At 60.7% G+C, this 16162-nt stretch carries 9 protein-coding genes; 4 read left to right on the top strand and 5 right to left on the bottom strand.

Going from position 1 to position 16162, the window contains the following annotated elements:
• Positions 1–94 precede the first annotated feature (94 nt).
• The 5 genes from GSQ93_RS27610 to GSQ93_RS27590 all read right to left on the bottom strand — a co-directional run bounded on the left by GSQ93_RS27610 (position 95) and on the right by GSQ93_RS27590 (position 6468).
• The gene (locus GSQ93_RS27610) at positions 95–2068 is read right to left on the bottom strand and encodes a beta-galactosidase (RefSeq protein ID WP_158938833.1); all 1974 of its coding nucleotides are present in this window, start codon (positions 2066–2068) and stop codon (positions 95–97) included.
• 37 nt (positions 2069–2105) lie between these two features.
• Entirely contained in the window at positions 2106–2957 is an 852-nt protein-coding gene (locus GSQ93_RS27605) for a carbohydrate ABC transporter permease (protein WP_158938832.1), read from the bottom strand.
• Between the two features lie 19 nt (positions 2958–2976).
• On the bottom strand, positions 2977–3882 hold the full coding sequence (locus GSQ93_RS27600) for a carbohydrate ABC transporter permease (RefSeq protein ID WP_158938831.1): 906 nt from the start codon (positions 3880–3882) through the stop codon (positions 2977–2979).
• Between the two features lie 73 nt (positions 3883–3955).
• On the bottom strand, positions 3956–5209 hold the full coding sequence (locus tag GSQ93_RS27595) for an ABC transporter substrate-binding protein (protein ID WP_158938830.1): 1254 nt from the start codon (positions 5207–5209) through the stop codon (positions 3956–3958).
• Between the two features lie 119 nt (positions 5210–5328).
• The gene (locus tag GSQ93_RS27590) at positions 5329–6468 is read right to left on the bottom strand and encodes an ABC transporter ATP-binding protein (RefSeq protein WP_158938829.1); all 1140 of its coding nucleotides are present in this window, start codon (positions 6466–6468) and stop codon (positions 5329–5331) included.
• A 202-nt stretch (positions 6469–6670) separates the two neighbouring features.
• Between GSQ93_RS27590 and GSQ93_RS27585 the strand changes: the two genes are divergently transcribed.
• The 4 genes from GSQ93_RS27585 (at position 6671) to GSQ93_RS27570 (ending at position 16161) form a co-directional block, all read left to right on the top strand.
• Positions 6671–7693, top strand: a complete 1023-nt coding sequence (locus tag GSQ93_RS27585; RefSeq protein ID WP_158938828.1) for a LacI family DNA-binding transcriptional regulator — start codon at positions 6671–6673, stop codon at positions 7691–7693.
• Positions 7694–8391: 698 nt separating this feature from the next.
• Complete coding sequence (locus GSQ93_RS27580) at positions 8392–9669, top strand: efflux RND transporter periplasmic adaptor subunit (RefSeq protein WP_158939045.1); 1278 nt, start codon at positions 8392–8394, stop codon at positions 9667–9669.
• A gap of 19 nt (positions 9670–9688) precedes the next feature.
• Positions 9689–12817: an efflux RND transporter permease subunit gene (locus tag GSQ93_RS27575; RefSeq protein WP_158938827.1), complete on the top strand. Its 3129-nt coding sequence runs from the start codon at positions 9689–9691 to the stop codon at positions 12815–12817.
• Positions 12814–16161 (top strand): efflux RND transporter permease subunit, encoded by a 3348-nt coding sequence (locus tag GSQ93_RS27570; RefSeq protein ID WP_158938826.1) that lies wholly within the window; start codon positions 12814–12816, stop codon positions 16159–16161. The genes GSQ93_RS27575 and GSQ93_RS27570 overlap by 4 nt, the downstream gene beginning before the upstream one ends.
• The last annotated feature ends 1 nt before the right edge of the window (position 16162 follow it).

The following is a 16162-nucleotide window of genomic DNA, read 5'->3' as shown; positions in this document are numbered from 1 at the left end:
TGAAGCCTTCCGCTATGACGACAGCGGCCCTGCGGACATCGCTGCGCCCGTCCTTTCGGAACGGGTTCAGCGACGTCGGCCGATTGGTGCCGGCTTAATCGGTATGCGGGTCCCTCCACGCGCAGACATCGCCGGTTGCAAGCTGCCGCTGCCCGAGCACAAACGTCGCATTGACCGATGCTGGAGCCTGCACTTGCTGCTCGCCGAAGTTGAACGCGAAGGTCAGATCGCCTCGACGACGAACGCGCAAACCCTCGGCCAGCAGTTGGGTCTCAATGCCGGCTTCTCTCGCCGCCTGCTCCAGCACCGCGCGATGCAATCCGTGCGACAGCCAAGCCGCCACATATCGAACCCTTCCGTGGCTCAGCACGGCTGGCCATGTGTCCTCGAATTGCGCATCGATACGCGTGTCGCCATTGGCCCGCACATGCTCCCGCCAATGCGTTGCAACCCCTTGCGTGTCACCGAAAGAAAGCGCGGGCGTGAGCGTCGGGCGCAGCGTCTCGACTTCCAGCACTTGCATCGGCAATACTTTTTGCAATGCGCCGGGCGGCAAGCTGGACGGAATCGCGAATGCGGTCGTCTTCGAGCCGCTTCTCGGACCGAATACCCATTGCGCAGCACTCTTTTCGATTTGGCCGGCGAAAGTTTCGTCGATAACGGCAATGCTTGGAACGACCACTAGCCGGTATAGCGACAGATCAGCTTTGCTCGAAACAATATCGACGTCCAGCCCAAGTTCACGCAGTGCCTCGTAGTAGTCGAACACCAACATCTGGTAGTCGAAGGTCTTGCCGTGACGCTGAATCTCGAACATCCATTGCGTCTCGTAGTCGAACACAATCGCGGCGGCAGCACGCGTTGGCGCGCCGAGTCCCGATAGCGCCGCCGATGCCGCAATCTCGCGGGCCGCTTGCTGCACTTCCAGACCGCCGGGCGACAGTTCGTTGTTCGGCAGATTGAGACCGGAGTGCATCTGTTCCTGCGCAAACGGACACTGGCGCCAGCGGAAATACGACACCAGTTCCGCCCCGTGCGCGAACGCCTCATAAGCCCAAAGCCTGACCATGCCTTTAGCCGGCACCGGATTCCACGCCGCCCAATTCACAGGTCCCGCCTGCTGCTCCATCACCCAGAAACGTCCACCACCTATCGCCCGATAACGATCGTGATCGAACGCGGATACATCGGGATGCGCGGTCCGTGCGTATCGCGCTTTCTGCTCCTCCGGCAGTGCGATCGACTCGGTGCGTGCGATCGGATAGCTGTCCCACGCGGCCACATCGATCGCGTTATCTTCAGCGAAGCGGTAGTGATCGAAGGTCGTGAAAAAGCCCATGAAGTTATGCAGCAGGTCGGCATTGGGCGCATGCTGCCGCAGCACCTCGATCTGCTCGCGATGAAAGCCCGCTACCTCGTCGGACATGAAGCGGCGGAAGTCGAGCAGATGGATTGGATTCGCGTCGGTCGGTGTCAGGTTCGGCAAACCGATTGCATCGAAAGACGAATACTCCATGCTCCAGAAAACATTGCCCCACGCTTCGTTCAGCGCATTAACGCTCTCATAGCGAAGCTGCAACCACGTCTGAAAGCGCTTCAGCGCGGCGGTGGAATAACTCGGTACGGTGTCGTGACAGCCGAGTTCGTTATCGGTCTGCCAAGCGACTATAGATGCATGCCGCCCGTAACGCTCCGCCATCGCAGTGACAAAACGCACGCACTCCCGCCGATAGATTTCGCTGGAAATATCATAATGGCGACGCGAGCCGAAGTTCCAGCGCACGCCATCCGCACGCACCGGCAACACCTCCGGATACGCGTCGATCAACCATTTCGGCGGCGACGCGGTCGGTGTGCCGAGCACGAGTTTCAGCCCCGCAGCCGCCAGCGTCTCGATAGCTTCGTCAAGCCATTCCCAGACGAATTCGCCGGCGCGAGGTTCCATCCGGCTCCACGCGAATTCCGCGATCCGCACATGCGTGATGCCGAGTTCAGCCATACGATTTGCATCGTCGGCCCACATCGAACGGGGCCATTGTTCCGGGTAATAACACACACCAAGTTGCATGAGAAAGTCTCTTTAATGGATGATGGCAAACAAGCGTTCAACCCTTGCTTGCACCAAAAGTCAGGCCGGCGACGAAATGCTTTTGCATCGCGAAGAACATCAGCACGGAAGGCAACGCGGCCAGCACCGAACCGGCGGCGACGAGGTTCCACGCAGTCGTCCATTGCCCCTTGAGCGCAGCGACGCCTACGGTGATCGGCGCGGCCTCATCGCCTTGCGTGAGGCATAGCGCCCAGAAGTAGTCGTTCCAGACAAACGTGAACACGAGAATGCCGAGCGCGGCGAGCGCAGGCCGAATCAGCGGCAGCACAATGCGCAGGTAGATCGTCCATTCGCTCGCCCCTTCCACGCGTGCCGCCTCGATCAACTCGAACGGCAACTGCTTGATGAAGTTGCGCAGAAACAGCGTGCAAAAACCGGTTTGAAACGACACATGAAAAATCACCAGCGCCCACACGGTGTTGAACAGCCCTACTTTCAGCGCCATGTCGCGTACCGGGATCATCAGGATCTGGATGGGTACGAAGTTGCCCGCGACAAAAGCAAACAGCACGGCGGTGTTACCTGGGAACTTGTAGGTTGCCAAAGCAAAACCCGCCATGGACGCCAGTACGATCGCGCCAATCACCGACGGCACTGTGATCAGCACGCTATTGGCGAAGTAATGCAGCATCGGCGTTTGCGTGAGCGCCGTGCCATAGTTTTCGATCAGCGCAAAATGCTTCGGCCAGCCCCAATAATCGCCTTGCGCCAGTTCGTCCGATGAACGTATGGAGGTGACGAGCACGGCCAGCATCGGTAACAGCCATATGAGCAGCGCAAGCGGGAGCGAGGCTTTGTAAAGCCTTCTATTAAGCGGTTTCCAGCGTTCGACGGGAAGTGGATACATGACACGTGACTCCTGGAAATCAGCGTTCTTCGCGCAGCATGCGGCGCAGATGGAACACGATATAGACGAGCATGATGGCGAACAGCACGACTGCAATCGCCGCGGAATACCCTTCGCGGTAATACTTGATCGCCTGGTCGTACATGTAATAGGCGAGCACCGTTGAACTGTCGAAAGGGCCGCCCCCGCTCATCACCGCGATCAGGTCGAAGCTGCGCAGCGCGCCGATCACGGTAAGCACCACGGCCATGAAGGTCGCGGGCCGCAATTGCGGAAGGATCACGTGCCATAGCAGCGCCACGCCCTTCGCGCCTTCCATGCGCGCCGCCTCGACCACTTCCGGATTGATGGCCGTCAGCCCGGTGAGGTACAGCACCATGCAGAATGGCGTCTGCGGCCACAGCGCGGCAAAGATGATGCCGAGCGTCACCGTGTGCGGATCGCCGAGTACGGGAATACCGTGACCAACAATCAGCCTTAGCAAACCAAAGCCCGGGTCATAAAACCAGCTGAACACGAGACCGACCACCACGCCTGACAGCACGAACGGCGCGAAGAACAGCGACTTCACCATGCGCATGCCTCGGATGTGCTGGTTCAGATACAACGCGAACAGCAAGCCGAGCGGCGGCGCCAGCAGGAAGAACGCGAGCCAGATCAGGTTGTTCTTGAGCGCCGTGTAGAAAGTGTCCGAGTGGAACAGTTCGATATAGTTATCGAAGCCGGCGAATGTCTTCGGCGTCATTCCGTCCCAGTTATAAAAGCTGAGAGAAATGCTGCTGATAATCGGATAGACCACGCACAGGCAGAACAACGCGCAACCCGGCAGCAGGAAGAAAAATGCGGCGCGGTGCTGATGACGGCGTGTAGTAGAGACGTGCCGGCGCCGAGCCGCGGGTAGGCGGCGCGCTACGGAATCAGACATGATCGGGCCTCGTCGGGAATCGAATGCGAGCGTCAGCGGTCGATAACACCGTGCAACCGCTGACGCTACGGGCTTACTTCTTATAGATACGCTTGCGAGTCGCTTCGAGGCGAACGAGCACGGCGTCGAGTTGCGACGGATCGCTATAGAACTGCTGCATCGCCTTCATCCCTTCGTCGGCCATTTCCTTCGTCATGTCGCGGTCGTAGAACTGCGCAATGCCGCCCTTCGTATTCGCGAGGGTCTGGAAACCGACCTTCGAAATCTCGTCTTCAGGTTCAGCAGACTGGCTGTTCGACGGCAGTTGCCCCCATCCCTTCGCGAGATCGGCGTTGATCTGCGGCGTCTCCATGAAGGCCAGCAGCTTGCGGGCATCGGCCTTGTTCTTTGCCTTCGCTGGAATCAGCAGGACGTTGACCGGCCCGTCTTCGGCCGTCGGTACGTTCGCGTCGATCACCGGGAAACGGAAGAAGCCCGTTTGCGGAAGAATGGAAGCCGGAATGCTCGCCGAGAAGAACGTGCCCATGAGCATCATCGACGCCTTGCCGTTCGCGAGGAAAGGCGCGATGGAATCGAGATCGTAGGACAACGCATTATCGATGAAGTAGTGATCATCGATCAGCGTTTTCCACGCGATATAAACCTTCTTCACGCGTGCATCGGTGTACGGAATTTCGCCTGCCATCAATTGCTGATGAAACGCGTTGCCGTTAATACGCAGGTCCAGATAGTCGAACCATGCAGCAAGCGTCCAGCTATCGCGGGCGGCAACGGCGATCGGCGCAACGCCGCTTGCCTTCAGCTTCTTGCAGGCGTCTAAAAATTCATCCCAGGTTTTCGGCTCGCCCTTGATGCCCGCTTTCTCGAACAGATCCTTCCGATAGAAGAAGCCGTAAGCATCGTAGCCAAGCGGCGCCGCGTATTGCTTACCTTTGTACGTAGATGCTTCTTTTACCGAAGCATATTGCTGCGACCAGCCGTTCTTGCTCCAGTCCGGCGACAGGTCTTCCAGCAGGCCGCGTTGTGCGTAATACGCCATGCGCTCACCGTCGTGCCACGAGACTACGTCTGGCGGATCGGTGGCAAGCCAGCCGCCCATCTGGACCTTGTACGCCTCTTCGGTGATATAGGTCACCTTGAGGTCGACATCGGGATTAGCTTTTTTGAATTTATCGAATGCGTCCTGCCAGGTCGAGCGCTGGTTACCGCGCGCCGATACGTTGACGGTCAGCGTGGCGGCGTCGGCCACGGTGCAGCAGAGCACGCCTGCCACCAGCGCGACCGCCGCCGATGCATGAGCCAGACTGCGAAGGCGATGAACAATCATCTTTGTCTCCTTGACTACCTTGTTGGCTGGCAGCAATTCACTGCCAGACGATGTAACCCGCTCTGTGGCGGATTGGGATGTTGAAGCTAAGCGTTTGTGCTGTTTGTGCTGTTTGTGTTTTAAGCCGCGGCGCGTTCGGGCTCGAACATGCTGCGCCGAAGCGCAAGCCCATCGGCGTCGAACAGGTGGCACGCTGAAGCAGGAACATGAATGCGAATGCGCTCGCCTGGACTGATGGATGTATCGCCGGGTGCCTTCGCGACGAGCGTGCCGCTCGCGTGATCCGCGTGAACGTAGCTGTGCTCGCCGAGTTCCTCCGACAGCACCGTGACGCACTGAATGGACTGCTCGCTGCCATCGAGCCGCAGGTGTTCAGGGCGCACGCCGAGCGTGACCGGCTGGCCGCGCTGCAGACGCTGGCCCTCGACATGGGCCACCAGCCGTTCGCCGCTTTGCGCCAGCGTGACCGTCACGCTGCCTTGGCCGACCGACTCGACCACGGCATCGATAAAATTCATTCTCGGTGAACCGATGAAACCCGCCACGAAGCGCGACTTCGGATGGTGATACAACTCGAGCGGCGCACCGGTCTGCGCGACGCTGCCGAAGCGCTCCGCGTCCGCGCCTGCGTGCAGCAGCACGATCCTGTCGGCGAGCGTCATTGCTTCAACCTGGTCGTGGGTCACATAGACCACGCTCGCGTTTGCAAAGCGCTGGTGCAGACGGGCAATCTCCACGCGGGTCTGGCCGCGCAGCGCAGCATCGAGATTCGACAGCGGTTCATCAAACAGGAACACGCCGGGCTCACGCACGATGGCCCGGCCAATCGCGACACGCTGCCGTTGGCCACCGGAAAGTGCTTTGGGAAACCTGTCGAGGTAGTCGTCCAGTTGCAGGATGCGCGCGGCTTCACGCACCTTCCGCTCGATCACGTCCTTGGGCTGCTTCGCGAGTTTCAGGCCGAATGCCATGTTGTTAAACACGGTCATGTGCGGAAACAACGCGTAGCTCTGGAACACCATGGCGACGCCGCGTGCCGCAGCAGGCACATCGTTCACGAGACGCCCGCCAATATGCAGTTCGCCTTCGCTCAGGTCTTCAAGTCCCGCGATCATTCTCAACAGCGTGGACTTGCCGCAACCCGATGGCCCCAGGAACACGCAGAACTCATGTTGCGCAATATCCAGGTTCACGCGCCGGATCACTGGCGCGTGGTCACCGTATGACTTCTGTACGTCTACAAGACGAATTGCCGCCATGTCATCTCCCGGATTTAACCGCTTAAATTTTTGCGTAAAATAAACGGCACGTCCGTGCGCAGCGTGTATTTAACCGCTTAAATTCGGGTAGGATAGAAGAAGTCATGATGGGTGTCTCCGTTGTGTTTTCCAGAAGTTATCAACGTCGCCAATCGCTTGCAACATTTGAATCGCATTCCCTGAATGTGGGATAACTAGAAAAATGGTCACTCTGTCCGAAGTTGCAAAGCGCGCGCATGTCACCGCAGCGACCGTATCCAACGTGCTGCGCAACCCCGAAAAAGTCCGCCCGGAAACGGCCGACCGCGTGCTGAAAGCTATCGATGACCTTGGTTATCGGCCCAACCTGAACGCGCGTGCGTTGGCTGAAGGGCGCTCATCGACCTTGGCCTTGATGCTCTCCAATATCTCGAACCCGTTCTACCCTGAATTCGTGCTGGCAGCCGAGCGTGCAGCTCGCAAGGCAGGCCACTTCCTGATGGTGTGCAATACCGACGACGACGCCGAAATCGGCCGCGCGTATCTGAATCAGATCGCGGGAACGCTGGCGGACGGTGTACTCGTGATGAACACGGACATTGCCATCAACGACCTGTGCGCGTCTGCCATGCATAGCGCGCCTATTCTGCTGGCCATGTGGGAGCATCCCGAGACGCCGCCGGCCCTGCCCTGCATAGCCGTGGATTTTGCCCAGGCGGGCGCGCTGGCCGCCGGGCATTTGCTAGAACTCGGCCACCGCGAGATCGGCCTGCTGATCGGCGATGGTTGCGGCGGTTTGCAGGATGCCCGTTCCAACGGGTTTCGCGCCGCCATGCGCGAAGCAGGGATTGAAGCTGACGCCGCGGCCGTGCTGCAGATCCGCGATTCGATCGACGCAGGGTATGCCGCCTGCATGCAGTTGATGGCGAACCGGCCGCACCTCACCGCCATTTTCGCGACGAACGATCTGTTGGCGATTGGTGCGGCGCAAGCGTTGATCACGCTTGGCCGCAAGGTGCCTGATGACGTGTCCGTGATCGGCATCACGGACATCCAGCTCGCGCATCAGGTGCATCCCGCTTTGACGACGGTCGCGATCCAGACCGCGGCCATTGCGGAGTTGTCTGTCGATCGGCTGATCCAGCTTATTCAAGTGCCCGAGATGGAACCGTCGATGGTCATCGCGCCACCGCCGAAGCTTGTTGTGCGCGCATCGACGGGACCACGGCGAGCGGGATCAACCTGAAGCATTAACAGACGAAACCAATAGCGCATCACATGCCATTTAGTTAGGAATACACAAGCTATTTGTAATACTCAACTCGCGCAACACTCATATCTTTCTTTTAGCTTTCTACAATCTGACAATAACCGATAGCACCCCATATCGATGATATTTGCGGTACTTTCTTAAGAAAGTCCACCGTCGTATTACGCGATGTTACGCACGCTCCTATCGTAATGGTTCGGAATGCTTCGCCCCACACGTCCGTTCAATAATCAGCGTCCGGTTCGCTACACTGCGATACGGTCTTATTCGTTCGTGGCTGAACGTCATTGCATCCTGTCCGATGAACTTGTATTTACTCGTTCGATCTCAAGGGACGCAATACTTTCGATGCCACGCCGTGTCCGCTTATGGGTGAGCAAGACCTTGCGAGACCTTAAGATCCGCCACAACGCGAATTCAGAGGCATGTGCATAGGAGAAGTCGCCGGGTTTTGCCCAAGCGCTTCGCTAACGAATAAACACGCGGAAACATGCAGGAATGCCCGGCTGATGCAGCGAGCTTTTTGCGGACCGTGACGGAGCTTCCGTCATACCCCGGCTTAGCCGGGGACAAGAGACATGCGAAACATGCGGCACTCGCCGGGCCGGTTCTTCATTGAGCCACCCGGTTATCCACGGCAGGGTTTGTTTTCGGAGGGCGTAGGTATGAGTGGTATGAGCGACACCGGTTCCACGCAGGTAAAGCGCTCGAAGCGCTGGCCTATCGTGCTGTTGTTGGTGGTGCTGGCGCTGATAGCGGTCGTGGTCGTGCATGTGCTGCGGGCCAAGAAACCGCAGCGCGCGACCCCGCCGCAAGTCGTGACGGTCGCTACCGCGACGCTCGGCTCAATGCCGGAAATCCTGAGTGAACTGGGCACCGTGACGCCCACTGCCACCGTGACCGTGCTGCCGCAACTGAGCGGATACCTGACGTCGGTCGGCTATAAGGAAGGCCAGGACGTGCAGAAGGGGCAATTCCTTGCCCAGATCGATCCGCGCCAGTATGAAATCGACAAGCAGCAGGCCGAGGCCACTCTCGCCAAGGACCGGGCTGCGCTTGCGCAGGCGCGCGCCGACCTCGTCCGCTTCACGCAGTTGAACGAGCGCAAGTCCATTGCCGAACAGACCTTCGCCGACCAGCAATTCCTGGTGCAGCAAGACGAGGCCGCGGTGAAGGTCGACCTGGCCAACATTGCACAATTCGACCTCGACCTGGCTTATTGCCGCATCACCGCGCCGGTTTCCGGTCGCGTCGGCCTGCGTCTCGTCGATCCCGGCAACTACGTGACCGCTTCGTCTTCGCCGGGTATCGTGGTCATCACCACCATGAAGCCGACCACTGTTCAATTCACGGTGCCGCAAGACTCGCTCGCGAGCGTGCTGCAGCGCATGCACGGGGGCGCGAGCCTGCCGGTCACCGCGTACAGCAGCGACAACTCGAAGGAGATCGCTACCGGCACGCTCTACGCAGTCAGCAACCAGATGGCGACGAGCACGGGCACAGTGACCCTTCGGGCGACGTTCCCCAATGACGACGAGGCGCTGTTCCCGAGTGAGTTCGTGAACGTCAAGCTGCTTGTAGATACGCTGCAAAATGCCGTGCTGGTGCCTACGCCAGCAGTGCAAACTGGCGCGCCGGGCGACTATGTCTACCTGGTGAATGCGAATAACACCGTATCCGTGCACAAGGTCACGCTCGGCCCGAGCGACGGCAAGAACACGGTCATTACGTCCGGGCTTGCTGCGGGCAACACGGTCGTGACCGACGGCACCGACCGCTTGAGCGACGGCGCGAAGATCCAGGCGGCAGCAGCGCGGCCCGCATCGGGCGGCGCTGCCGCTGAAGCGCCGGCATCCGGAGCAGGCGCGGCGAGCGGCGCTCAGGCTCAGCACAAGCACGCCCGCGGCGGCGCCTCGGACACGGCTGCAGCCGCTGCCGACGCAGCCTCGTAGAAGCCGAGCTCACGCGCCGATGAATATCTCCCGCCTGTTTATTCTTAGACCGGTAGCCACGCTGCTGCTGATGATCGCCCTCGTATTAGTGGGCCTTATCGCCGTGCGCGTCTTGCCGGTTTCCTCGCTGCCTAACGTCGACTATCCGACCATCCAGGTGCAGACCTTCTATCCGGGTGCGAGCCCGGACGTGATGGCCACCACGGTGACCGCGCCGCTCGAAGTGCAACTGGGCGAGATTCCCGGCTTGCAGCAGATGACCTCGTACAGTTCGGACGGCGCGTCGGTCATTACGTTGCAGTTCGACCTGTCGCTGAACCTCGACATCGCCCAGCAGAATGTCCAGCAGGCCATCAACGCAGCCAACAGCTTTCTGCCGACCGGTCTGCCTGGACCGCCAACCTATGCGAAGGTGAATCCGGCGGACCAGCCGATCCTGACGCTGGCGGTCACGTCCACTTCCATGTCGCTCACGCAACTGGAAGACGCCGCCAATAACCGCCTCGGCACGAAGATTTCGGAAGTGTCGGGCGTGGGTGTGGTCACCACCAGCGGGGGCAATGTCCCCGCCATCCGTGTAGAAGCGGACCCGCACAAGCTGGCGGCCTATGGCCTGAATATCGACGATCTGCGCACGTTGCTCAGCTACGTCAACGTCAGCCAGCCCAAGGGCAACTTCGACGGTCCCGACCTTGATTACACGATCAACGGCAACGACCAGATCAGCGATCCGAAGGACTACCTGAACACGGTCATCGCCTACCAGAACGGCGCGCCTGTGTTCATGCGCGACGTCGCCAACGTGACCTCGGCGCCTCAGGACGTCGAGCGCGGCGCCTGGTACAACGGCACGCCCGCGATCGTGCTGAACGTCCAGCGCCAGCCGGGCGCGAACGTGATCGCGACCGTCAACCAGATCATGAAGCAGTTGCCGCAGCTCGAATCCACGTTGCCGGCCGGCATGAAGGTCACCGTGGTCTCGGACAGCACGGGCGTGATCCGCTCGTCGGTCTCCGACGCGGCGCTCGAACTCGGGCTGGCGATCGTGCTGGTGGTCGCGGTGATCTTCGTGTTCCTGCGCAACGTGCCGGCCACGATCATTCCGAGCATCTCGGTGCCGGTGTCGCTGATCGGCACGCTGGCCGTGATGTACCAGTTGAACTACTCCATCGATAATCTCTCGCTGATGGCCTTGATCATTGCGACCGGCTTCGTGGTCGACGACTCGATCGTGATGATCGAGAACATCGTGCGATATCTGGAGGAAGGCAAGACGCCGCTCGAAGCCGCGCTTGAAGGTGCCGGGCAGATCGGCTTCACCATTCTTTCGCTGACCATCTCGCTGATTGCGGTGCTGATCCCGCTGCTCTTCATGGGCGGCGTGATCGGGCGTCTGTTCAGCGAATTCGCGGTGACGCTCGCGGTCACTATCGTGCTGTCTGCGGTGGTCTCGTTGACCGTGGTGCCCATGCTCTGCGCACGGCTCTTGAAAGCTCAGGTCGACCGCCATCCGAGCCGCTTCGAGCGCATCAGCGAAGGCCTCTTCGACAAGACGCTCGCCGCCTACGAACGGGGCTTGCGCTGGGTGCTGGATCACCAGATCCTGACCCTGATGGTGGCTATAGGCACCGTCGTGCTGACCGCCGTCCTGTACATCGTGATCCCGAAGGGGCTGTTCCCGGTGCAGGACGTGGGCGTGATCGAAGGGATCAGCGTGGCCGACAACTCGGTCTCATACAAGGCGATGGTGACGCGCCAGCGGGCGCTCGCCGATGCGATCCTGAAAGATCCCGATGTCGTCTCGCTCACCTCCTACGTGGGGATCGACGGTACCAACTCGACGCTGAACAACGGCCGCTTCCTGATCAACCTGCGCGACCACGACAAGCGCTCGGACACCGCGCAGGAGATCGCACGGCGCCTGCAGGACGAAGTTGCGAATGTATCGGGAATCAAGCTCTATATGCAGCCGGAGCAGGACCTGACGCTCGACACCACGGTCTCGCCGAACCAGTACAGCTTCGTGCTGCGCGGACCGAACCAGCAGGCGTTCCAGAAGTACGTTCCGGAACTGATTGCACGCCTGAAAGCGATTCCTTCGCTCGCCGATGTCCAAAGCGATATGAACTCCGACGGCTTGAGCGTGAATGTTGAAGTCAACCGGCAACTGGCCGCGCGTTTCGGCATCACCCCGGCCACTGTCGACAACGCGCTCTACGACGCGCTGGGCCAGCGGATTGTCTCGACCATCTTCCAGCAGTCGGACCAGTACCGGGTGATCCTCGTCGCCAAGCCCGAGTCGCTGCCCAACGTGGAGTCGATCGGCAATATCTATCTGCCGAGCCAGACGAGCAGTACCGGTCAGGTGCCGCTCTCCGGGATCGCCAAGATCCAGATCGTCAAATCGCCGCTTGTGATCAGCCATCTGGCGCAATTCCCGGCCGTCACCATCTCGTTCAACCTCGCGAAGGATGCGTCGTTGAGCACGGCGGTCGCGCGCATTCACGAAGCCGAACAGGCGGTCAGTCTGCCGCCGTCGATCACCTCCTCGCTACAGGGCGCGGCGCAGGCGTTCCAGGATTCGTTGTCGAGTGAGGTGTACCTGCTGATCGCTGCGCTGGTGGCGGTGTATATCGTGCTGGGCGTGCTGTATGAGAGCTTCATCCATCCGGTGACGATTCTTTCGACGCTGCCCTCGGCGGGGATCGGCGCACTGCTCTCGCTGATGATCGCTGGCAGCGACCTGGACGTGATCGGGATCATCGGCATCGTGCTGCTGATTGGTATCGTGAAGAAGAACGCCATCATGATGGTGGACTTCGCGCTCGATGCCGAACGCAACCACGGCAAGCCCGCACGCGAGGCGATCTTCGAGGCGTCGCTGCTGCGCTTCAGGCCGATCCTGATGACGACGCTCGCGGCCATGCTCGGCGCCCTGCCCATGTTGCTCGGCAGCGGCACGGGGTCGGAGTTGCGCCGCCCGCTGGGTCTGGCGATCATAGGCGGCTTGACCTTGAGCCAGATTCTCACGCTCTTCACCACCCCGGTCATCTATCTGTTCTTCGACCGGATGGCGGAACGCACGCGGCGCTGGCGTAATCGGAACAAGCCTGAAACGCCTGCTGTTCCGGAGGAGGGTGCGCCGTGAACATATCGGCGTTATTCATCCGGCGCCCGGTCGCGACCACCCTTCTCGCGGTCGCGATCCTGATTGCGGGCGCCCTGGCCTATTTCCAGCTCCCTGTTGCGCCGCTGCCGAACATTGCCTTCCCGGTGATCGTGGTGCAGGCCAACATGGCGGGCGCGAGCCCGGACATCATGGCGTCCACCGTGGCGGAGCCGCTTGAACGGCGGCTCGGCGCGATTGCCAATGTGGAAGAGCTGACCTCGATCAGCTACGTGGGCTCCTCGATGATCGTGGTCGAGTTCGGGTTGAACCGCGACATCAATGGCGCGGCCCGCGACGTCGAGGCGGCCATCCAGGCAGCGCGTGCAGACTTGCCGACCACCTTGCGCAGCAATCCGAGCTATCGCCAGTACAACCCGGCGGATTCGCCGATCATGGTGCTCTCGCTGACCTCGGACACGCTCACCAAGGCGCAGCTTTACGACTCCGCGGATTCCGTGATCCAGCAGCAACTGTCGCAGGTCAACGGCGTGGGCCAGATCACGCTGGGCGGTGGCGCGTTGCCCTCGGTGCGTGTGGAGTTGCAGCCGGGCAAACTGAACAGCTACGGGCTAGGCCTTGAGGACGTGCGCGCGGCCATCAGCGCGGCCAATGCCAACAGTGCGAAGGGCCACCTCGACCAGGGGGACCAGCGCTATGTAGTCTTGTCCAACGACCAGATCAACAAGGCGGCGCCTTACCGCGACCTGGTCGTCGCCTATCGCAATGGTGCGCCCGTGCTGCTGCGCGATGTCGCGCAGGTCAGGGACTCCAACGAAAACATCCGTAATGCCGGGCTCTATAACGGCAAGTCGGCCGTGCTGGTGATCGTCTACCCAATGCCCGGCAGTAACATTGTCAGTACGGTCAGACAGATCAGGAACGTCCTGCCCGCGATCGAGGCAACGCTGCCGCACAGCGTCCATGTCAACGTCGCGATCGACCGCTCGGAATCGGTGCGGGCGTCGGTGGCCGATACCGAGCGCACGCTGTTTATTGCCGTGCTGCTGGTGGTCGGCGTGGTATTTGTCTTTCTGCAGTCGCCGCGTGCCACGCTGGTCCCGGCGGTGGCGTTGCCGCTATCAATCGTGGGCACCTTCGGGCCGATGTACCTGCTCGGCTACAGCATCGACAACCTCTCGCTGATGGCGCTTACTATCGGCACCGGCTTCGTAGTGGACGATGCAGTGGTGGTGCTGGAAAACATCACGCGCCACCTGGAATTGGGTCTGAGTCCGAAAGAAGCTGCGCTAAAGGGCAGCGGCGAAGTGGGCTTCACGGTGATCTCGATGAGCCTCTCGCTGATCGCAGTGTTCCTGCCCATTCTCCTGATGCCGGGCATCGTCGGCCTGCTGTTCCACGAGTTCGCAGTGACGCTTTCCATTGCGATCCTGATCTCGCTCGTGATCTCGCTGACGGTCACGCCGGCCATGTGCGCTTACGTGCTGAGCCGCGAGCACGCCGGACATTCGAGAGCCCGCTGGGCGACCTGGGTCGAAGCGCAATTCGAGCGTTTCAAGAACGGCTACTCGCGTTCGCTCACCGCCGTGCTGGACCATTCGCTGCTGGTGATCCTGTTGTTGATCGGCCTGCTGGTCGCGAACTTCTTCCTGCTCAAACTGCTGCCGGCCACTTTTTTCCCGGAGCAGGACACCGGCATTCTGATCGGGCAGATCATTGCCGACCAGAGCATTTCCTTCCCGGCGATGGAAAAGAAACTCGCCCAGTTGCAGTCGATCGTTCAGAAGGACCCGGCGGTTCAGTCAGTGGCGGGTTTTACGGGCGGCCGCGCGTTGAACACCGCGAACGTCTTCATTGAACTCAAGCCGCTGGCCCAGCGACATGCAACGGCGACCGAAGTGGTCAACCGCTTGCGGCCCAAGCTGAACCAGGTCTCGGGCGCGCGGCTGTTCGTGCAGGCGCAGCAGGATCTTCGGATCGGCGGACGGCAATCGGCCGCTGAATACCAGTACACGCTGACAAGCGAAGATTCCGCCGCGCTGTTCGCGTGGACGCCCAAGCTCGTGACCGCGCTCAGCAAGCAGCGCGGCGAGGTGCTCGACGTGAACTCGGACCTGCAGCAAAACGGTCTGCAGACCTACGTCAATTTCAACCGCGCGACGGCGGCTAGGTACGGCTTTGCGCCGAACCAGATTGACAACGTGCTGTATGACGCGTTCGGCCAGAGAACGGTATCGACCATCTACAACCCGCTTAACCAGTACTTCGTGGTGATGGAAGTGGCGCCGGAGTACTGGCAATATCCGCAGACGCTCAACCAGATTTTCATGAGCACGGCGGCGGGCAATCCGACCGGTTCGCAGCAGACGCAAATGCCGGGCGCGACAGTCAAGGGCATAACCGCTGCGGCCGCAGTCAGCGCGGCGTCGAGTGCCTCATCGAGTACCAACTCATTGAACTCGAACGCGCAAGCCAACGCAACCAACAACAGCATCTCCAACAGCAAGGGCGGCAGTTCAAGCGGCAGCGCGGACAGCACCTCGGCCGAGACAATGGTGCCGCTGCCGGCGCTCGTCAGCTACACCAGCAACCATACGTCGACCCAGGTGAACCATCAGAACGGACTGGTCGCCGCGACGATCTCGTTCAACCTGCCGCCGAACGGGTCCCTGAGCACGGCCCAGGTGGCGATCGAGAACGCGGAGCGCGAGATCGGCATGCCGGCCAGCATCCATGGTGCGTTCGCGGGGGCGGCGCAAGCCTACGCGCAGTCGACGGGCACTATCCCGTTGCTGATCCTCGCGGCGCTCGGCGTGGTCTACATCGTGCTCGGCGTACTCTATGAAAGCTCGATTCACCCGCTCACGATCCTGTCGACGCTGCCCTCGGCCGGTATCGGCGCTACCCTCGCGCTGCTGATTTTCGGCACGCCGTTCTCGGTGATCGCGCTGATCGGCATCATCTTGCTGATCGGTATTGTCAAGAAGAACGGGATCATGATGGTGGACGTGGCGATCCAGTTGCAACGCAAGGAAGGCATGCCGGCCAAGGAGGCGATTCATGCCGCCGCCGTCGTGCGTCTGCGGCCGATCATGATGACCACGTTCGCCGCCGTGCTCGGCGCGGTGCCGCTCGCGATTGGTATCGGCCAGGGTGCGTCGTTGCGCCAGCCGCTCGGTATTACCGTGATGGGCGGCCTGATCCTGAGCCAGGTCTTTACGCTGTACACCACACCGGTGATCTACCTGTACCTGGACCGGTTGCGCTTCAAGCTCGTCAAGTGGTCTTCCGGACTGCCATGGAACCGGCAAGCGGATCAAATGGGGCCGCCGGAGCAATCGGGGCAAACGGATACAAAGGCATGAA

Source organism: Burkholderia sp. S171 (genome assembly GCF_009766085.1).
In the GTDB taxonomy this organism is placed as follows: domain Bacteria; phylum Pseudomonadota; class Gammaproteobacteria; order Burkholderiales; family Burkholderiaceae; genus Caballeronia.
The sequence above is the reverse complement of the archived record's forward strand: the minus strand, read 5'-3'. Positions and strand labels throughout refer to the sequence as shown.

What these genes read in the sequence shown, in the direction of transcription:
- GSQ93_RS27610 (WP_158938833.1), bottom strand. Translation starts at nt 2,068, where the DNA reads ATGCAACTTGGTGTGTGTTATTACCCGGAACAATGGCCCCGTTCGATG.
- GSQ93_RS27605 (WP_158938832.1), bottom strand. Translation starts at nt 2,957, where the DNA reads ATGTATCCACTTCCCGTCGAACGCTGGAAACCGCTTAATAGAAGGCTT.
- GSQ93_RS27600 (WP_158938831.1), bottom strand. Translation starts at nt 3,882, where the DNA reads ATGTCTGATTCCGTAGCGCGCCGCCTACCCGCGGCTCGGCGCCGGCAC.
- GSQ93_RS27595 (WP_158938830.1), bottom strand. Translation starts at nt 5,209, where the DNA reads ATGATTGTTCATCGCCTTCGCAGTCTGGCTCATGCATCGGCGGCGGTC.
- GSQ93_RS27590 (WP_158938829.1), bottom strand. Translation starts at nt 6,468, where the DNA reads ATGGCGGCAATTCGTCTTGTAGACGTACAGAAGTCATACGGTGACCAC.
- GSQ93_RS27585 (WP_158938828.1), top strand. Translation starts at nt 6,671, where the DNA reads ATGGTCACTCTGTCCGAAGTTGCAAAGCGCGCGCATGTCACCGCAGCG.
- GSQ93_RS27580 (WP_158939045.1), top strand. Translation starts at nt 8,392, where the DNA reads ATGAGCGACACCGGTTCCACGCAGGTAAAGCGCTCGAAGCGCTGGCCT.
- GSQ93_RS27575 (WP_158938827.1), top strand. Translation starts at nt 9,689, where the DNA reads ATGAATATCTCCCGCCTGTTTATTCTTAGACCGGTAGCCACGCTGCTG.